We start from the raw sequence: 17803 nt of genomic DNA on the forward strand, positions 1-17803 counted from the left end.
AATCCAGCGCCCGATTAATTCCGGCGTTTTTATTTTTATGGAAAAACGGGGATGACGCCAAGTCATCCCCGCATGTGTCTTCAGGCTTATTTCAGCTGGTCTTCGGTGTAATAACCACCGTCAACGAGAACCTGCTTGTAGTTCTCCTTGGTAACGGCAACCGGCTTCAGCAGGTAGGACGGAACGACCTTGACGCCATTTTCATAGGTCTTGGTGTCGTTTACCTCAGGCTCTTTGCCTTCCATGACAGCGTTGACCATGTTCACGGTCACCTTGGCGAGTTCGCGGGTGTCCTTGAAGATGGTGGAATACTGTTCGCCGGCAATGATCGACTTGACCGAGGGAACTTCAGCGTCCTGACCGGAAACGACCGGCAGCGGCTGGTCCTTCGTGCCATAACCAACGCCCTTCAGCGAGGAGATGATGCCGATCGACAGACCGTCGTAAGGCGACAGAACGGCGTCAACCTTGGCGTCGGTGTAATAGGCCGACAGCAGGTTATCCATACGGGCCTGGGCCGTTGCCGGATCCCAGCGCAGCGTGCCGACCTTGTCCATGCCGGTCTGGCCGGACTTCACGACCAGCTTGCCGCTGTCGATGTAAGGCTGCAGAACAGACATCGCGCCGTCATAGAAGAAGAAGGCGTTGTTGTCGTCCGGGGAGCCGCCGAAGAGTTCGATGTTGAACGGACCCTTGCCGTCCTTCAGACCCAGCTTGTCGACGATCGAAGTCGCCTGCAGAACGCCAACCTGGAAGTTGTCGAAGGTGGCGTAGTAGCTGACGTCGCCGCTGTTGCGGATCAGGCGGTCATAAGCGATGACCTTGATGCCCTGCTCGCCAGCCTGCTTCAGAACGTCCGACAGCGTGGTGCCGTCGATCGATGCGATCACGAGGACCTTGACGCCCTTGGTGACCATGTTTTCGATCTGGGACAGCTGGTTCGGAATATCGTCGTCGGCATATTGCAGGTCGGTCGTGTAACCGGCTTCCTGCAGCTGCTTGACGATGTTGTTGCCGTCATCGATCCAGCGAGCGGAAGACTTGGTCGGCATGGCAATGCCAACGGAACCCTTGTCCTGCGCGAAAGCCGGTGCTGCGAAGGAAGCAGCACCGATGGCACAAGCCGCCATCAGCGAAATAATGGACTTCATTAACTCTCTCCCTTGAACCCTTCTCTGGCACCCGCTTGCTGCGGCGCACCATGAAATTCATGCCATCAGGGGAAGAAGCCGCGCTAGGCCCATTCCGATCTCGCAGCTGCGAAATGGAACAGATGCCGCTCCTCCCCGGCACCCCGCAAACTGTTCTGAATCCATATAACTGTCAAATAGAATATATCGGTTTACCTATATCAATTATGTTATATTAAATCGATACAATAACCGCTGAGGGGTATAAAACGGCAGATGAGCAACCCAAAAGTGTATGAGCAGACGCAAACAGCGGACGCGCTTTTTGTCTTTGAGGACAACCCGCTTCTGCGGGCAGGATTAAAGATGAGCCATCTGCGCATGCTGGTCATGATCGAGGAGCACGGGCAGGTCAGCGCCGCCGCGGCCGCCATGAACATAACACAGCCGGCGGCCTCGCGCATGCTTTCCGAAATGGAAGCCATCGTCAAAAGCCCGCTCTGTCAAAGGGCCTCGCGCGGTGTGGTGCTGACCAAGTTCGGCGAGGCGCTGGCCCGCCGGGCGCGCACCATATTGCTGGAGCTGCGCGAGGCGAGCCGCGAGCTCAACCAGATGAAGTCCGGCAGCGGCGGCTCGGTCTATATCGGCGCGGTCACCGCGCCGGCCATCAGCCTCGTGGTTCCCGCCATCAGGCGGGCGACGGATACCTATCCCGGCATCGAAATCAACGTGCAGGTGGAAAGCAGCAACGTGCTGGCCCGCGAACTGCTGGCCGCGCGTCACGATTTCATCATCGGCCGCATCCCCGACGATTTCGATCCCGGCCTTTTCTCCATCCATGAAATCGGCATCGAACGGGCCTGTCTGGTGGTGCGCGAGGGCCATCCCCTGCTTGGCGGCGAGCCGGTGACGCTGGACGAGCTTTCCGCTTACGACTGGGTTTTCCAGCCGCCCGGCGCCCTGTTGCGGCGAACGATGGAGGATGTGTTTCTTTCCCACGGCGTCACCATGCCGCGCAACATCATCAACACGCCGTCCATGCTTCTGACGCTCGCGCTGATCTGCAACACCAATGCGATTGCGCCGATCGCCCAGGACATGGCCGAATTCGTGACCGGCCAGCAGGCCGATATCGGCCGCACCCGCATCCTGCCGACGGATTTCGAACTTGTCGTCAAGCCTTACAGCATCATCACCACCAAAGGCCGCGTCCTGCCGCCCAGTGCCCGCCTGCTTTACGATCTGGTTCTGGACGAAAGCCGCAAGCTGACCGCCTCATGAAGAGCGGCAAGCCAGACGCCACCTTCATCCTCTAAAAGGACCGGATGACACCGGCCGGCGCAGGGAAACACCGTATGCTTTTCGGACAATCCGTCTTTCAGTCAGTCGTCGAAAGGCTGAAACAGGAAAGGGAAGACGAAGACACGCAGCCGCTGCCGCCCGCCGGCCATCGCATTGCGGGTTTCAGCTCCGGTTTCGTCGTCGGCACCTCTTCTGCTGCACCGCAACCGGGACATGGCAGTCTCGATGCCTATCTCGCCTTTCTCGCCGACCCCGCGCCGCCGCCCGAACCCCAGCCGGAGCCTGAGCCGGAACCCATGCCGGCACACCTTGAAAAGACTTCTCTTGCGGATGTCTCGGCGGAACTGGCGATCCATGAAACCGACACTGCCGCAACGCTTGCGGAAAAACGCCGCGCCTTCGCCCGGCTCAACCACCCCGACGGGGTGAAGCCGGAATTCCGGCACAATGCGACCCTGCGCATGACCGCGGCAAATCTTCTGATCGACCAGGCGATCCGGATGCTCAGGGCATAAGGCGCCGGACGAAAGGCCCGGCACGCTCCCTGCAAACCGTATGAATTTCAGCCGGCATCGTTCTTGTCGGCCGGCGCGCCTTCGCCGGGCTCGTCCGGTGCGGCCCTGTCTGTTGCGCCCTTGGCCGCATCATCGGCGCTTGCGGGTTTGAACTTCACCAACAGCTCATAGGCCGCATAGGCCGCGATACCGCCGACGATCGTTCCCCAGAAGAACTCGCGATTGACGAATTCGATCACAGCCCAGGCCGCGCAAAAGCCGACGATAAGCAATCTGACCCACAAGGGGCGATAAAGCGGATGGCTGGTATCGATGTTCAGCATGGCGTTCCCGTTTCCGGCCTTTCCGGCATGTGGCGGTCTGCGGGCATCGCGTGCGCCAAAGGCCTGTGATCAGGCCGTCTTGGCCGTTTCACACGAAAATTGCAATGCAAATCGGGCCTGGACCGATCAGGCTGCCGTGAAGAACCGGGATTGAAAGAAGGAACGCATAACCGCACCGGCCCCGAAAATCGGCACGACCCGCGCCTGCGGGCCGTCGCGTCGATTGACAGCCATGGCAGAGGCCGCAGTCTTCAGTCCCGCAGACGCCCAAGCAGCGACAAAAGCTGGTCGCGGGCCTTCTTGCCGCCAATCCTGTCGATCAGCTTTTCCTCACGGTCGCGCCATGAATCGGAAAGGCAGTCGAGAAGGCGGCTGCCTTCCTCGGTCATGTCGAGAAAATGAACGCGCCTGTCCTCTTCCGACCGGCGGCGGACAAGCAGCCCCTTTTCCTCCATGCTGTCGACGATCGCGACGAAATTGGCGCGCTGGATACCGAGCGCTTCCGCCACATCGCTCTGTTTCAGGCCCGGATTACCGCCAACGATGACGAGAACCGAAAAATCCGCCGGCCGCAATCCCCGCTCCGCCAGCACATCGGAAAACCCGTTTGCCACGGCAAGTTGCGAGTGCCGCAAATGATAGCCGATCGCCGTCGTCAGCAATCCATAGTCGATCGCCGCCAGATGCGCCGCTTCCGCTCCGCCGCTTTCAGCCTTTTCCGCCCGCGGCCCGTTGCTATGTGCCAATCGCAAAGCCATCCGATCCCCCGCCTGATTCGTTCCTTTACCCTGCCGAAATCATAACCGACAACGCTCCGAAACTGTATCCCAAATAAATGTAGATGATACTAATATTGTATAATAATTTGACAGTTAATCCGCAAAAACTCAATTCCTGCTTCCACGGCCCCTTCCGGAGACCGGGAAAAATATGACTATTTACCCGCCGGTTTTGAGGGTATCGCACCGCCCGCCGCGCCGTGTTTGAAAGGCATTGCGCCAATCCGGCCACCCGTTCGCCATAACGACGGAACAGCTGCCGGATGATGCCATAACATACTACTTATAGGGGAAACCCGATTTCAACAAAAAAAGCAATACGTCAAACGACGCACCGCTCCCCCGCCCCGCAGAAAGACATCCGCCCCTCCCAACAAACTGCACTCAGCGCTGGTAGAAAAACAGGCACGGTTTCGCAAATCTCTGATTTTTAGACATTGATGCGGAAAGAAAGCTAGGGTATGAACCAACCGCTGCACGCGATTCAAGCGTGACTGCTGCACCCGTAGCTCAGCTGGATAGAGTGTTGGATTCCGATTCCAAAGGTCACAGGTTCGAATCCTGTCGGGTGCGCCATTCACAGATTTGACACGCGCCCAATTGGCAAACCTCCACCGCCGCCGCTGTTTTCAAAATCTCGCCACGAACGGGCGAGCAAATGTCCCTCGCCCTGTTGCCATTTCCAAGCCGTCCACTATCGTAGCACGATGGGTAACGAAATTGACATGGACAGGCGCATCGCCGCGCGCATTCGCACGGAACGGGAAAGCAGGGGCTGGTCGCTCAGCGATCTCGCGGAAAAGGCGTCCGTTTCCCGGGCGATGATCCATAAGATCGAGCGCGGAGAGAGCAGCCCGACCGCCAATCTTCTGGGCAAGCTGTCTGGCGCTTTCGGTTTGAGCATGTCCACGCTGCTGGCCCGCGCGGAGACCAGGCAGGGCCGCCTGCTGCGCATGGAGGAGCAGCCGACATGGCAGGATCCCGAGACCGGATATCTGCGCAGGCATGTTTCACCAGGTTCCGATCTGCCCTTCGATATCATCCACATCACGCTGCCCCCCGGCAAGCAGGTACCGATGCCCGCCTCGGCCTATATCTTCCTGCGCCAGCTCATCTGGGTTCTTTCGGGAGAGCTGGTTTTCGTGGAAGGTGAAGTGACCCACGAGATGAAGCAGGGGGACTGCCTGGAGCTTGGGCCGCCGGCTGACTGCATCTTCCGCAACGCCACCAGGGAACCCTGCACCTATGCGGTCGCCATCCTGAAAATATCCTGAGGCCGCTTGCCTCCAGTTGTCCACTATGTTAGATATAATATTATCATAGTGGACAAATCGGATTTCTTCATGATCATTCGCGACGCACAGTCCGGCGACCTGGAAACGGTTGCCGAAATCTATAACCATGCTGTCCTGAACACGACGGCGATCTTCAACGATTCGACCGTCGACGTGGCCAACCGGGCCGCATGGCTCGCAGATCGGACACGGCTTGGATATCCCGTCCTCGTTGCCGTCAGGGAAGACGGATCGGTCATGGGTTATGCATCTTTTGGCGACTGGCGCGCATTCGATGGATATCGCCATACGGTGGAACATTCCGTCTATGTTCACATGGACCACCGGGGCAAAGGCGTGGCGGAAGCGCTGATGCAGGCACTGATCGGGCGCGCCCGCGCGATTGGCAAGCATGTGATGATCGCCGGGATCGAATCCCGGAACGTCGCATCGATCCGGCTGCACGAGAAGCTCGGCTTTGGCAGTGTCGAGCCGATCAGGCAGGTTGGCATGAAATTCGGCGAATGGCTCGACCTGACGTTCATGTATCTGAAACTCGATGACCGGCCCACGCCAGACTAAGGCGGCGGCCATGGCCAATTTTGCAATATTCGCGCTGCTGGTCGGGGCCGGGGCTGCTATCGTCACGCAGAACATTCTCATGGCGAAAATCTCGGGAAACGCCACCACCATCCTCGTCCCGCTCATCATGAATTCTGCCGTGGGACTGGCGGTTCTGACGCTTCTTCTGATCTGGCGGACAGGTGCTGCAGGGGCATCGGAAATCCTGCACCTGTTCCGCCCCTGGAACATCCTTCCCGGCCTGCTCGGATCCTTCTTCGTCTTCGCAAGCATCCTCGGTTACCAGCGCATCGGCGCGGCAGCAACGGTCGCGGTGCTTGTCGCAAGTCAGCTCGGCTTCGGTCTGCTCACGGATGTCTTCCGATCGGGTAATATTGCGGGAATAACCCTTTTCGGGGCGGCCCTCCTACTGGCCGGTGCCGGCCTCGTCGCCTTCAGGGCGGTCTAGAGAGATCCATCAGGCAGGCGTCGTGATTGCGACGTTTCTTGCGCGGACACCGGCGGGGCACATCCCCGCCGATGCTTGTGAGGGTCGCCGGATGGCGATCAGAACTCCTGCCAGTCGTCCTTTGAGGTATCGACGGCGGCATTGCCCGAAAAGGCGGAGGCAAGCCTGCGGCCAAGGGCGCGCACGGGCGAAGCCACGGGCCTGTCGTTACCGCCGGCATTGCGCAGCGGAGCCGGCTGGCTTTTCTGCTGATAGGCGCCATCGGCCAGCCTGAACTGCGACAGCAGTTGGTTGAGCGACGCAACCTCCTTGGCGAGGCTGTGGCTCGCGGCGTTGGTTTCTTCCACCATGGCCGCATTTTTCTGCGTGTCCTGGTCCATCTGGTTGACCGCCGTGTTGATCTGCTGGAGGCCGGAGGACTGTTCCTGGGCGGATTCCACGATGGAGACGACGTGCCGGTTGATCTCCTGCACTTCCGAGACGATGGTCGCCAGCGCCTTGCCGGTATCGCCCACCAGCTGGACGCCCTGCTGCACCTGATCGTTGGAAGTGGTGATCAGCGCCTTGATTTCCTTGGCGGCACTTGCGGAGCGCTGCGCGAGTTCACGCACCTCCTGCGCAACCACCGCAAAGCCCTTGCCCGCCTCGCCCGCGCGCGCCGCCTCGACGCCCGCATTCAGCGCCAGAAGGTTGGTCTGGAAGGCGATCTCGTCGATGACGCCGATGATGTTGCTGATCTCGTTGGCGGATTTGGCAATCTGCTCCATGGCGACCACGGCGCGGCGCACCACCTCGCCGGATTGTTCGGCGCCCGCCTTGGCCCGGCTCACGATCTGGCCTGCCTCCTGCGCACGTCTGGTGGAATCGCGCACCGTCGTGGTGATCTCTTCCAGCGCGGCGGCGGTCTCTTCCACGGCTGCGGCCTGCTGTTCCGTGCGCTTGGCAAGGTCATCCGCGGCCGATTTGATCTCGTCCGCGCCAGCACCGATGCCGCCGGCATTCTGCGCGACCTTGGTCAGGGCCGCCTGCAGCTTTTCAGCCGACATGTTGAAATCGTTGCGAACGCCATCCAGCGTCGCCGTGAACGGCTGACCGATGCGATAGGAAACATCGCCTTCGGACAGTTTCGACAGGCCGGCAGCGAGATTGTCGACGGCGAATTTGACGTCGGCCGCTTCCCTTGCCTTCTGCTGCTCGCGCTCCATGCGGTCCTTTTCGGACAGGCTGCGATTGGCTTCGGTCTCCTGTTCGAGGCGAATGCGCTCGACCGCATTTTCGCGGAACACCTGCACCGCTCTGGCCATCTGGCCAACTTCGTCTCCACGTCCGGTGCCGTCGATCTCAGCCGCCGTCTCACCATTGGCAAGCGAGGCCATCCGCTGGCACAGACGGGCGATCGGCGTGGTGATGCCACGCGACGCCACGAAAATCGCGAGAATGACGCCGATGGAGAAAACAAGCCCGATCACCGCAAGGGATGTCAGGATGGTTGAATTGGTCTGGTTGCTCAGATCGTCGCTTCCCTTGCTGACGCCCTTGGTCAGCTTGTCCAGCAGCGCCATCATTTCCACGGAGGTCGGGCGGATGGAAGCATCGGCCTTCAGCATCTGTGCCGCCGCATCCGCGTTGCGGTCGGCCAGGCCCAATTCGACCGCCTTGTCGGTGATCGCGGTAATCTCCTGCGACTTCGCAAGGAACCCGTCAAGGACCGCCGCCTCTTCCGGAAAAGCCGTTTTCACATTGTTGAGGCGCGTCGCCAGCAACCGCTTGCTTTCGGTGTAGGTGTCCCGGGCAACCTTGATATCCGGCCCGGCCGCATCATAAGCCATCACCTGATAGGCGCTATAGGCGACCGCCGTCAGATTGCGGTTGGCACGGGCAAGCTCCACCAGCGCGGCATTATCGTTGGCAATGAAAAACGAATAGGCCGTATCCGCTTCCTTGTAGCGGTTGGACATGAATGCCGTGGCGCCAAGGCCGACGATGCAGAGCGGCAGAATAAGTGACAGGATCTTGGTGCGGATGCTGGCATTTTGAAGAAAGGACACGGAAAACCTCACGTCAATGAAAAGCCGCTCCTTCCCCGTGCCGGAGGTGTTCGGCAAAACTGACATTGCACGTCGAACGCCCTGATCATCTGGGCTTCGCGAGACGCATCACCGGCTTGGGCCGCAATTTGCATCATGCATGCGCCAGCGAAAGGAGACCTGCCTCCCGGTGTCGGCAGACATCCTCCGCGGGACGCGGGCAGCCCGCCAGCGAGCGGGGGCGCCGGGCCGCATTTCGGGGATTTCGGAAAGCGACCGGTTTGGGATACCGGCTGCAATTTCTTGTTCGATAAAATGATTATAGTCAAAAACTTTACAATTCCTTCATGCCCAAACGGCCCGCGAAAAATCGGCGGCAAGGCGGCAGCAGCGCCTTCGCGATCGACCCCGCCGGTCGACCCGCGTGTCTGCCGCAGGTCCCCGCCGCCCATCCCGCCCCTCACCCGCTTCGGGCAAAGGAACGTGCTTTGCGCATCACCGCCCGGCGCTGGAAAATGGCGGCCATGGCGGCGAGAACGGCCATAAGGGTAAAGATCAGCGCTATGTCCCGATAGGCCATCGCAAAACCGAACCGGGCAATCCACGGCTGGCTTGCCAGCGGCGAGATGAAATGCCCGAGAAACATCGACGCCGTGACAATGCCGGCGATACGCCCGCGCAGCCGCAGCGGCGCCAGCATGATCGTCGTGGACATGATCGCCGGCATGACGACGCCCAGACCGAGCCCGGTCACGGCAACCGCCGACAGCATGGAAGCCAGCCCCTTTGCCATGGCAAGCAGCGCAAACCCCGTTGCCATCAGCATCAACCCCACCGCCAGAATGATGGCTACGCCCATATGCCTGCGCAATCTCGCGAAATTGAGCGCCGTCAGCGCACCCGCCAGATTGAAGATGCCGATCGCATATCCGGCGATACTGCCGGAAAACACCCCGAGCTCCCGCAGGAAGAACGGCAATTGCGAGGGAATGGTGTAAAACAGCGCGTTGACGAGGAACACCGTCAGCGCCAGCACGGCGACCACCGGCCAGTTGACGGCGCCAGCCGGCCCACCATCCTGGGCGCGGCCGTCGCCCCTCTCCGGCTCCCGCAGGAAAAGCAGGGCAGCCGGCAGGATGAGCAGGGCAACGGCATAGACCGCAAAGGGCGCGCGCCAGTGAATATCGGCCAGCAATCCGCCCGCCACGACAAAAAGCACGCCGCCCAGCTGGGTGAAAGCCTGCTGCAGGCCGAGGTAACGTTCGCGTGCCGGGCTCTCGAAATAATCGCCGACAAGCGCCGTGCCGATCGTCATGATGCCGCCGATCGCCAGGCCCAGAAAGGCCCGGCCGACGAGCAGGCCGGCAAGGCTGTCTGCAAAAAGGCCGGACATGCCGGAAAGGCTGTAAAGCAGGATCGAGCCCAGCAGCAGCCGTTTGCGGCCGAAGCGATCCGCCAGCATACCGGCGACCGGCGCGCAGAGCGCGACAAAAACCGATGGCAGCGTCAGCACCATGCGGCTCAACAGCCCGACATGGGGTGTCGACAGGAAGCTCTGCTCGATGGCGGGCAGCGAGGGCGCAACCGTCGTTCCCGCCATGATGGTGAGCGTGGCGACGAACAGCAGCGTGATTTTCAGCGCCGTGGAATTTTCAGCCATCGTCACGCCTCCCTGTAAGGGGTTGCGAAACGCGCCCGCTTCAGCGCATGCGCCCACCAGCCGAGCTTGTTCATCATCGTTTCCAGCGCGTTCACCGCCGGCGGCCCCGGCTCGAACTGCCCCGCGGCATCGACGCTGTCCCACGGATTGGCAAAGCTGACAACATCCCGCACCGTCACGGCATGAAGCTCCGCAAAGACCGGACGAAGCTGTTCGGCCGCACGCAGGCCACCCGAAATGCCGCCATAGGAAACAAAGGCGACCGGTTTTGCGCCCCATTCATCATAGGCGGAATCGATCAATATCTTCAGCGCGCCGGGATAGCTGCGGTTATATTCCGGGGTGACGATGATGAATGCGTCGGCACCGGCGAGGCTTTCCCGGAGTTGCCGCACCGAGGCCCCTCCCGGCGTGTGGCCCTGCGGCAGATCGAGTTCGCGCGGATCGAGTACCGCAAGTTCAACCCCCGGCATCGGCTCAAGCCGCGCCAGCAGCCATTTGCCGATGACATCGCAGAACCGCGGATTGCGGGCGCTGCCAAATATGATCCTTATGGAAAGTGTATTGTCGCTCATGGAACGTCCTTCAACAGTGTTCCATGTTCTGATAATTCCTCAACTATAGTTGAGGTCAATAGCCGCAAACAAAAAAAGCGGCAGGCCTTTCAGCCCGCCGCCCCATTTCCGATCACGGCGTTAAAAGCGCCTCAGGCTGCCACGCGCCGCAACGCCGTCGCGACCTTGTGGATATGGGCAGCGCCAATGCCGCAGCAGCCGCCGATCATGGTTGCGCCGGCATCCGCCCAGGAGCAGGCAAAACGCGAATAGACATCGTCCGTCAGGTCGGCACGGGTGCCATGCAGGCCCTCATTGGCGGCGGAATCGCTCTGTTCGCCCTCAAAGGCGTTGGCATAAACGCCGATTTCCAGCGAAGCGCCCTTTTCCGCAAATACGGCAGACGCCGTCTCGACGGCAGTCTTCATGATTTCCGGCTTGCTGCAGTTGAACAGCAGCGCGGCAGCGCCTGACTGCGCCGCCCATTCGGCCGCCGCCTTCACCGTTTCACCGGAACGCAGCGCGGGTTCGCCGCCGGCAACCGCGGCCGCGTCGTCATTCAGCGTGAAGGAAATCCAGAACGGCTTGCCCGTTGCCGCAACAGCCTGACGCACGGCTTCGCCCTCGGCAATCAGGCTGAGCGTTTCGCCGAGCCAGACATCGACGGAGGGTGTGAGATTATCGACCAGAACCTTGAGATAATCCTGGACGCGCGCGCCATCGAAATTCTGCGGTTCATAGGAGCCGAAAATCGGCGGCAGCGAGCCCGCCACCAGCACCTTGCGGCCGCTCGCATCGGCCGCCTCGCGCGCCAGCCTGCCGGAAAGGGCGATCAGCGACGCGCCATCCTTCCGGAAGCGCTCCTCGCCGATATGAAACGGCACCAGCGCATAGGAATTGGTGGTGACGACATCGGCGCCCGCTTCGATGAATTCCTGATGCACCTGCCGGACGATATCGGGCGCGTTGATCAGCGCCAGCGCCGACCATTCCGGCTGCTTCAGTTCCGCGCCGAGCCGCTGCAACTCGCGGCTCATGCCGCCATCGAGAATACGGATAGTGCCCATGTTCATACTCCTTGGACGGTTTACCGCCGGACCGGCACCTGTCGTTCGACAAGGCCGAAACAGCGGGCAATGATGGCGGTGAGAATGAGATAAAAGACGGTGACGACGATCAGCGGCTCATAGACCAGGAGCGTATCCTGCCGCACCTTGTAGGCCACGGCATAAAGATCCATCACCGTCACGGTGAAGGCAAGCGGCGTGGCCTTGAGCTGCATCACCACTTCGCCGGCGATCGTCGGCAGCGCGATGCGGATGGCGCGTGGCAGCCAGATGCGGCGAATGAGCGTGAAACGGCCCATGCCGAAAGCCCTGCCCGCCTCCAGCTCGCCTTTCGGCACGGCCAGCAGCGCGCCACGCAAAACTTCGGCTTCATAGGCGGCATAATTCAGCGTGAAGCTGACGGCGGCGAAGAAAAACCCCTCACGCAGCACCGGCCACATGAAGCTCTGGCGCAGGCCGGGGACCATCGGCAACAGCGAACCGATGCCGTAATAAAGCAGCCAGAGCTGGATCAGGAGCGGCGTCCCGCGAAAGAAGGTGCAATAGGCGCGCGCCAGGATTTTCGTCACCCGCCCGCCGCTGACCTGCGCGAAGGCAAGCAGGATGGCAAGGAGAAAGCCGATGCTGACGGAGATGACGAGCAGTGCAACCGTCTGCCAGGCACCGGAAAGAAGAAGCGGCCAATATTTGGCAAGCCAGGAAAAATCCATGCCGTCCCCCTAGGTCAAGACCGGCTGACCGCGCCGCACGCGGCGCTCCAGCAGCGAAAAGACGAGGTTTGAGACGAGCGTGATGGCAAGATAAAGAAACGCCGCCGCGAGGAAGAAGAGGAAATATTGCTTGGTGCTGGCTCCCGCCAGGCGCGTCGCCAGCGCCAGTTCCTGATACCCGACCACCGCCACCAGCGCGCTGTCCTTGGTTACCGAAAGCCAGAGATTGGCAAGGCCCGGCAGGGCGTTCGGCAGCAGCGCCGGCAATACCACGCGGCGGAAACGCAGGGCGGGCGACATGCCGAAGGCGCGCGCCGCTTCGATCTGGCCGTTTGGAATGGCAAGGATCGCGCCGCGCAGAACCTCGGTCATATAGGCGCCCTGCACGAACCCCAGAACCGCCACGGCGGCAACGAAACCATTGACCTCCAGCGGCGGCATTCCCAAGAGCAGCAGCAGCCGGTTGAGCCCGTCCGTGCCGGCATAATAAAGCCCGACGATCAGGATGAGTTCCGGAACGGCGCGGATGGCCGTGGTGTAGAGATTGAGCAAAAGGCCAAGCGGCCTGTTGCCGGAAAGCTTGCCGAGCGCCCCGGCAAGCCCGATGACGATACCGATCAGATAAGCGCCGGCGGAAATGGCAAGCGTGGACGCAGCCCCCTTCAACAGGGTGCCGCCCCATCCCGGAGGATAGGGTGACAGCAGTTGCAGCGTGGTTTCAAGACTTGCCATTGGCGGGACCGGCCGGGAGATCAGTTACCGTAAATATCGAAGGTGAAGTATTTGCTGGTAATTTCGTCATACTTCCCGCTGGCGCGCACGGCGGCCAGCGCCGCATTCAGCTTGCCCTTGAGTTCGGTGTCGTCCTTGCGAAGACCGCCGGAAACGCCGAGACCGAGGATTTCCTTGTCGTCAGCCACATTGCCCATGTCGGCGCAGCAATCCTTGCCCGCATCGCTCTTCACGAAGGCATCGAGAACGAGCGAGTCACCGAACACGTAATCGATGCGGCCCGCGGCCAGATCCTGAAACGCCTCATCGAGCGTCTGATAGGTCTTTTCATCGGCAACGGCCGCGAAATATTTCTTGTAATATTCGGACTGGATGGTCGCGACCTGAATGCCGATGGTCTTGCCCTTGACGTCCTCGGCCGCAGCACCCGGCTTTTCGCCCTTGGCGCCGATCAGCTTGCTCGGCGTATTGTAGTATTTGTCGGTGAAATCGATGACCTTCTGGCGCTCTTCCGTGTTCGACATGGACGACCAGATGACGTCGAATTTCTTGGTCTGCAACGCCGGGATCAGGCCGTCCCAGGAAAGCTCGACGATCGAGCATTTCTCCTTCATTTCCGCGCAGACGGCATCCATGAGATCGATTTCCCAGCCCTGCCACTTGCCGCTGGCATCCTTGGCAAAGAAAGGCGGATAGGCTTCGTTCATGATGCCGAAGCGAACCTCGGCGCTGGCGGTGAAGGCGGAAACCGCAAATGCCGTTCCGGCAAGCAGCGTGGCGAAGAATTTCATTCAAGTCTCTCCTGTTAGAACGGGCGGTAAAGCAAGACGGTCAATGCGCCAGCGCGCCGGTAAATTCCCTGCATCGCGCGCTTTTGGGCTGGCCGAACACCTGTGCGGGCGGCCCCGCCTCTTCCACGCGGCCCTGATGCAGAAACACAACCTCCGTGGAAACATCCCGCGCAAAGCGCATCTCATGGGTGACGAGAAGCATGGTGCGGCCTTCCTCGGCCAGATCGCGGATGACTTTCAGCACCTCGCCCACAAGCTCCGGATCGAGCGCCGAGGTCGGTTCATCGAACAGCATCACCGCCGGTTCGACGCAAAGCGCCCGCGCGATCGCCGCGCGCTGCTGCTGGCCGCCGGACAGGAATGCCGGATAGGCGTTTTTCTTGTCGTAGAGGCCAACCTTGTTCAGCAGGGCTTCGGCCTTTTCAATCGCCTCCTGCCGCCGGACGCCGAGAACATGGACCGGCGCCTCGATGACGTTTTCAAGCACGGTGCGATGAGCCCAGAGATTGAAATTCTGAAACACCATGCCAAGGCCGGTGCGCAGCTTTTCCACCTGCCGCCAGCTTTTCGGCACCGCCCTGCCGTCACGGCCGGTCTTCATGGCAATCTCTTCGCCATTGATGACAACCCGTCCGCGATCCGGCGTCTCGAGAAAATTGATGCAGCGCAGAAAGGTGCTCTTGCCGGAACCGGACGAGCCGATGATCGATATGACGTCACCCTTGTGGGCTCTCAGCGAAATACCCTTCAAAACTTCATGCGTGCCGAAGCTCTTGTGGATATCATCCGCCTCGAGCGCACAGGCGCCTGTCTCTGTCATCTGTCGACCTTGCCGATCCGGTTTAATGCCTGTCGCGCCGCATGTTTAGCAAAATCAAATGCAAACGCGCGCAACAATCGGCTCTTTTACACATCCGCAACGAAAAAACATTTCAAAATATCATCTGTGACGAACAGCCTGCGATGATTGCCGCAAAACGGGCGTCGGCACCACCGCGTCATCGCCCCCACCCCGGACCGGTTCCGGCCCCCTCTCATCCTCGACAAGGCTGGCATTTGCCTGCAGATGCAGGCCCACAACGGCGACGACGAGGAAAAACCACACGAACCCCGCGCTCAGCAGGAACAGTGTTTCCAGAAAGCCGTAGAGCAGCACATAGAGCCACACGCCGACATAAAGCTTCGTCAGCGGGCTCCTGCGCGTGGCATCGTCCATCTTACCGAGATAGTGCAGCGGCAAAAGGTAAATCCACAGCAGCACCAGCACCAGCCCCGGCATCCCGCCGGCAAGCACAAGGTCGAAATAACCATTGTGCGAAGCCGGCGCGGTCGCCGCCCAGCTGTTGCTTTCGGTGAAACCCGATATCAGGGCATCGCTGCGCCAGAAGGCCTGATAGCCATAACCAAGGATCGGGCTTTTGCGGATATAATCGATGGCGATGGTCCAGATATCGGTTCGGCCGGTGAAACTGGCATCGATCCCCATTCTGGTCAGCATCTGTGAAAAGACCGGATCGACGGTGGTGCCAATCACCACCCCGGTGAAGACCACCATCAGCCCGGTCACGACCAGATATCGCCATTGGGGCCAGCGGACGATGAACCAGCCGGTCGCAATGATGATCGGCATCAGCCCGAGCGCCGTCTTGCCGCCTGACTTGACCAGAAATATCAGCGAAAGCAGCAAAACCGTCAGGCCGCCGATAAATGACCAGCGTCTGCAAAGATAAATCCCGACAATGATCAGCACCGACATGACCGAGGCGGCTTCGTTCTTGTGATTGAAGACGCCCCGCCAGTCCCCCGCGAGAAACGGCTCCAGCGCGTCGCTGGCCTGATGGATCGAACGCGACGGCAGCGCGGCGATACCGAAATAACACAGGAACAATATGATGAGGGCGCAGACGGCCAGCAGGGAGGTGAAATGCCGCTCGGTGCGCGGCAATTGCAGGAAGCCGCCGGCAAGCACGCAGATGATGATGCACATGACAAGGCGCCGCAGCGAAAACATCGGCGCTTCACCCACCAGCGAGGTGAACGCATACCAGCCAAAGATCGCTGCCATCAGCAGGCGCGGCGCAAGCAGGAGCGAGAACGACTGCTCCTTCGCCATGAACGCCACGAAACTGAAAAGCAGAATGATCGCGGTGAACTGGTTGAGCAGATTGGAGCCGGCCGCCATGGCCGAGCCCTCATAGGTGGAGGAAAGGGAGACGTAGGGCGAAAAGCCGACCGTGAAATAAAGGAAGGTCACATAAAACAATGCGTCCCGCCAGTAACCACGCCCCTGTCCGTCATGCGATGCATCCATAAGGGATTTTTCTCTTCCTCTTTCCATGCCTGCACACATCGTATCCGATGCTTCATCCCGGTCACAGGAATATGTCGTAAAAATCCTATTATTTAGTTATGCATAATGCACGGAAGAATAGTAATTCCGTTATTTCCTCCGGTATAGATGAACGGACGCGGAGACGGAAAAACAGAGCCGGATTCTCGAACTCCGCTGCGGAATATTGTCACAGGCCTTGTGGAAAAATCCTGACGCTTAATTTCAAATGTATGATTTAATTCATATTTTCACGAAATATATCAAAAAAAAGATCGCCCGCATCGGCGCAATCGAGGAGCCGTTTTGTCGTATTGAGAAAATGGACCGGGTTTCTCTTCAGCGTATATTAACAACTAAAGATATACCCTCGAGTTGACTTCATAACTGCGCATAAAGGCTGGAGACCCAAGGTGGACGTTCCAAGACACACCAGCATGGACGATGGCGATAGCGGTCAGTCGGCACCGTGCCCGGCAAAGCCCGGCGCGGTCGGCATTCGCGCCATGCGCAGGGAAGATGTCCCGGCTGTCGAGGCGGTGCTCAACAGCGCTTTCAAGAAAACCGGGCACGAGCGAAACTTCAATTTCCGCGCCTATATCGAGACATTGTTTTTCAGCAGCCCCGCCTTTGATCCCGATTACGGCAGCGTCGTCTATGACGCCGGGGAAAACCGGGTGACGAGCGTCATCCTCGCGGTGCCCATGCGGTTTATCGCGAATGGAAAGACCATTACCGCCAGATTGCTGTGCGCTTTCGCATCGGATGGAAAACTCGGCGCGCTCGGAGCCGCGCGCCTGTCTCGCAGCATGCGGGCGTCGAAGCACGAAATGCTGTTTTCGGACACCGCCTCTCCCGTCAGCGCCGATCACTGGGTCGCGACCGGCGGCAACATGCTGCCGATTGAAAGCCTGCAATGGCACAAGGCGCTCAAGCCCTTCTGCACGATTGCCCTGCGCATGCCGCGCCGCTCGAAACTGGCCAAGACCACCCTTGCGCTGACGGCGCTCGGGTTTGTCGACGGTATCCTGCGATCATGGAAAAAGGGCATAAAACCGCATGGGGTCGCCGGCGCCACGGTCAGAACCGGGGATTTCGAAACGTTCCGCCACCATGCGCTCCGGATGATCGAGCGTTTCTCCATTCGTCCGGAGTGGTCTTACGAGGAGTTCCACTGGCTTGTGGAGATGAGCAGGACCAATGAGAGCCTGGGCGCACTGAAAAGCCTGACGATCGAAAATGACAACGGCCATGTCATGGGCGCCGCCCTGTTTTTCGGACAGCCGGGACGAACCGCCTATGTGCTGAACCTCGTCTGCGATGCCGGCCGTGAAAACGATGTGCTCAATGCCCTGTTCCGGCATTTCGATGACGAGAACTACGCCCATGTCACCGGCATGTCGCAGCCCTTTCTCATAAACGCGCTTTATCGCCAGAACCACATGAGCTTCCGTCATGACGGATATTTCTGCATGGCAACCCGGGATGAGGCACTGAAGGACCGGGCGATTGCCGGCGACATCTATATTGGCGGGCTGTGCTCGGAAAGCTGGAGCAAGCTGATAACCGATTATTGAGCC

General features: G+C 60.0%; 18 protein-coding genes and 1 tRNA gene. 7 read left to right on the top strand and 12 right to left on the bottom strand.

The window, feature by feature from the left end:
* Nucleotides 1–86: 86 nt before the first annotated feature.
* A complete protein-coding gene (gene chvE / locus JZX88_RS09385) occupies nt 87–1151 on the bottom strand; it encodes a sugar ABC transporter substrate-binding protein ChvE (RefSeq protein WP_065113976.1) in 1065 nt (354 codons plus the stop codon).
* 255 nt (nt 1152–1406) lie between these two features.
* Between chvE and JZX88_RS09390 the strand changes: the two genes are divergently transcribed.
* The gene (locus tag JZX88_RS09390) at nt 1407–2411 is read left to right on the top strand and encodes a LysR family transcriptional regulator (protein ID WP_142857235.1); all 1005 of its coding nucleotides are present in this window, start codon (nt 1407–1409) and stop codon (nt 2409–2411) included.
* A gap of 74 nt (nt 2412–2485) precedes the next feature.
* Nucleotides 2486–2947: a hypothetical protein gene (locus JZX88_RS09395; RefSeq protein WP_065113978.1), complete on the top strand. Its 462-nt coding sequence runs from the start codon at nt 2486–2488 to the stop codon at nt 2945–2947.
* A 47-nt stretch (nt 2948–2994) separates the two neighbouring features.
* Here JZX88_RS09395 and JZX88_RS09400 read toward each other — a convergent pair whose 3' ends face one another.
* Entirely contained in the window at nt 2995–3270 is a 276-nt protein-coding gene (locus JZX88_RS09400; protein ID WP_174034247.1) for a hypothetical protein, read from the bottom strand.
* Between the two features lie 251 nt (nt 3271–3521).
* Nucleotides 3522–4028: a MarR family winged helix-turn-helix transcriptional regulator gene (locus tag JZX88_RS09405; RefSeq protein WP_065113980.1), complete on the bottom strand. Its 507-nt coding sequence runs from the start codon at nt 4026–4028 to the stop codon at nt 3522–3524.
* A gap of 520 nt (nt 4029–4548) precedes the next feature.
* Here JZX88_RS09405 and JZX88_RS09410 point away from each other — a divergent pair.
* The 4 genes from JZX88_RS09410 (at nt 4549) to JZX88_RS09425 (ending at nt 6353) form a co-directional block, all read left to right on the top strand.
* Nucleotides 4549–4625: transfer RNA gene (locus JZX88_RS09410), tRNA-Arg, on the top strand.
* Nucleotides 4626–4774: 149 nt separating this feature from the next.
* Complete coding sequence (locus tag JZX88_RS09415; protein ID WP_236771208.1) at nt 4775–5323, top strand: XRE family transcriptional regulator; 549 nt, start codon at nt 4775–4777, stop codon at nt 5321–5323.
* A 69-nt stretch (nt 5324–5392) separates the two neighbouring features.
* A complete protein-coding gene (locus JZX88_RS09420) occupies nt 5393–5905 on the top strand; it encodes a GNAT family N-acetyltransferase (protein WP_065114002.1) in 513 nt (170 codons plus the stop codon).
* Nucleotides 5906–5915: 10 nt separating this feature from the next.
* The gene (locus tag JZX88_RS09425; RefSeq protein ID WP_206913361.1) at nt 5916–6353 is read left to right on the top strand and encodes a DMT family transporter; all 438 of its coding nucleotides are present in this window, start codon (nt 5916–5918) and stop codon (nt 6351–6353) included.
* Between the two features lie 98 nt (nt 6354–6451).
* Here JZX88_RS09425 and JZX88_RS09430 read toward each other — a convergent pair whose 3' ends face one another.
* The 9 genes from JZX88_RS09430 to uppW form a co-directional block, all read right to left on the bottom strand.
* A complete protein-coding gene (locus tag JZX88_RS09430) occupies nt 6452–8401 on the bottom strand; it encodes a methyl-accepting chemotaxis protein (protein ID WP_206913362.1) in 1950 nt (649 codons plus the stop codon).
* 439 nt (nt 8402–8840) lie between these two features.
* Nucleotides 8841–10040 carry an MFS transporter gene (locus tag JZX88_RS09435; protein WP_206913364.1) on the bottom strand — a complete coding sequence of 400 codons (1200 nt, stop codon included), beginning with the start codon at nt 10038–10040 and terminating at the stop codon, nt 8841–8843.
* Between the two features lie 2 nt (nt 10041–10042).
* Nucleotides 10043–10615 carry an NADPH-dependent FMN reductase gene (locus tag JZX88_RS09440; protein WP_065114004.1) on the bottom strand — a complete coding sequence of 191 codons (573 nt, stop codon included), beginning with the start codon at nt 10613–10615 and terminating at the stop codon, nt 10043–10045.
* A gap of 131 nt (nt 10616–10746) precedes the next feature.
* Entirely contained in the window at nt 10747–11661 is a 915-nt protein-coding gene (locus JZX88_RS09445; protein WP_206913366.1) for a homocysteine S-methyltransferase family protein, read from the bottom strand.
* 20 nt (nt 11662–11681) lie between these two features.
* The gene (locus tag JZX88_RS09450; protein WP_110756215.1) at nt 11682–12371 is read right to left on the bottom strand and encodes an ABC transporter permease; all 690 of its coding nucleotides are present in this window, start codon (nt 12369–12371) and stop codon (nt 11682–11684) included.
* Nucleotides 12372–12380: 9 nt separating this feature from the next.
* Nucleotides 12381–13103 carry an ABC transporter permease gene (locus tag JZX88_RS09455; RefSeq protein WP_142857288.1) on the bottom strand — a complete coding sequence of 241 codons (723 nt, stop codon included), beginning with the start codon at nt 13101–13103 and terminating at the stop codon, nt 12381–12383.
* Between the two features lie 20 nt (nt 13104–13123).
* On the bottom strand, nt 13124–13894 hold the full coding sequence (locus JZX88_RS09460) for a transporter substrate-binding domain-containing protein (RefSeq protein WP_065114008.1): 771 nt from the start codon (nt 13892–13894) through the stop codon (nt 13124–13126).
* Between the two features lie 40 nt (nt 13895–13934).
* Nucleotides 13935–14714 carry an ABC transporter ATP-binding protein gene (locus JZX88_RS09465; RefSeq protein ID WP_065114009.1) on the bottom strand — a complete coding sequence of 260 codons (780 nt, stop codon included), beginning with the start codon at nt 14712–14714 and terminating at the stop codon, nt 13935–13937.
* A 120-nt stretch (nt 14715–14834) separates the two neighbouring features.
* Nucleotides 14835–16205, bottom strand: coding sequence for a Wzy-type polysaccharide biosynthesis protein UppW (gene uppW, locus JZX88_RS09470; RefSeq protein WP_206913368.1), 1371 nt, complete (start codon nt 16203–16205; stop codon nt 14835–14837).
* A 524-nt stretch (nt 16206–16729) separates the two neighbouring features.
* Between uppW and JZX88_RS09475 the strand changes: the two genes are divergently transcribed.
* The gene (locus JZX88_RS09475; protein WP_206913528.1) at nt 16730–17800 is read left to right on the top strand and encodes a GNAT family N-acetyltransferase; all 1071 of its coding nucleotides are present in this window, start codon (nt 16730–16732) and stop codon (nt 17798–17800) included.
* Nucleotides 17801–17803: the final 3 nt, after the last annotated feature.

It is taken from the genome of Agrobacterium sp. OT33 (assembly GCF_017313365.1).
GTDB classification, from domain to species: Bacteria; Pseudomonadota; Alphaproteobacteria; order Rhizobiales; family Rhizobiaceae; genus Agrobacterium; species Agrobacterium rhizogenes_A.

Excerpts from the sequence above, each read along its gene's own strand:
- uppW (WP_206913368.1), bottom strand. The coding sequence starts at position 16,205 with ATGGATGCATCGCATGACGGACAGGGGCGTGGTTACTGGCGGGACGCA.
- JZX88_RS09465 (WP_065114009.1), bottom strand. The coding sequence starts at position 14,714 with ATGACAGAGACAGGCGCCTGTGCGCTCGAGGCGGATGATATCCACAAG.
- JZX88_RS09440 (WP_065114004.1), bottom strand. The coding sequence starts at position 10,615 with ATGAGCGACAATACACTTTCCATAAGGATCATATTTGGCAGCGCCCGC.
- JZX88_RS09415 (WP_236771208.1), top strand. The coding sequence starts at position 4,775 with ATGGACAGGCGCATCGCCGCGCGCATTCGCACGGAACGGGAAAGCAGG.
- JZX88_RS09405 (WP_065113980.1), bottom strand. The coding sequence starts at position 4,028 with ATGGCTTTGCGATTGGCACATAGCAACGGGCCGCGGGCGGAAAAGGCT.
- JZX88_RS09455 (WP_142857288.1), bottom strand. The coding sequence starts at position 13,103 with ATGGCAAGTCTTGAAACCACGCTGCAACTGCTGTCACCCTATCCTCCG.
- JZX88_RS09420 (WP_065114002.1), top strand. The coding sequence starts at position 5,393 with ATGATCATTCGCGACGCACAGTCCGGCGACCTGGAAACGGTTGCCGAA.
- JZX88_RS09475 (WP_206913528.1), top strand. The coding sequence starts at position 16,730 with ATGCGCAGGGAAGATGTCCCGGCTGTCGAGGCGGTGCTCAACAGCGCT.
- JZX88_RS09435 (WP_206913364.1), bottom strand. The coding sequence starts at position 10,040 with ATGGCTGAAAATTCCACGGCGCTGAAAATCACGCTGCTGTTCGTCGCC.
- JZX88_RS09400 (WP_174034247.1), bottom strand. The coding sequence starts at position 3,270 with ATGCTGAACATCGATACCAGCCATCCGCTTTATCGCCCCTTGTGGGTC.
- chvE (WP_065113976.1), bottom strand. The coding sequence starts at position 1,151 with ATGAAGTCCATTATTTCGCTGATGGCGGCTTGTGCCATCGGTGCTGCT.
- JZX88_RS09445 (WP_206913366.1), bottom strand. The coding sequence starts at position 11,661 with ATGGGCACTATCCGTATTCTCGATGGCGGCATGAGCCGCGAGTTGCAG.
- JZX88_RS09425 (WP_206913361.1), top strand. The coding sequence starts at position 5,916 with ATGGCCAATTTTGCAATATTCGCGCTGCTGGTCGGGGCCGGGGCTGCT.
- JZX88_RS09390 (WP_142857235.1), top strand. The coding sequence starts at position 1,407 with ATGAGCAACCCAAAAGTGTATGAGCAGACGCAAACAGCGGACGCGCTT.
- JZX88_RS09450 (WP_110756215.1), bottom strand. The coding sequence starts at position 12,371 with ATGGATTTTTCCTGGCTTGCCAAATATTGGCCGCTTCTTCTTTCCGGT.
- JZX88_RS09395 (WP_065113978.1), top strand. The coding sequence starts at position 2,486 with ATGCTTTTCGGACAATCCGTCTTTCAGTCAGTCGTCGAAAGGCTGAAA.
- JZX88_RS09460 (WP_065114008.1), bottom strand. The coding sequence starts at position 13,894 with ATGAAATTCTTCGCCACGCTGCTTGCCGGAACGGCATTTGCGGTTTCC.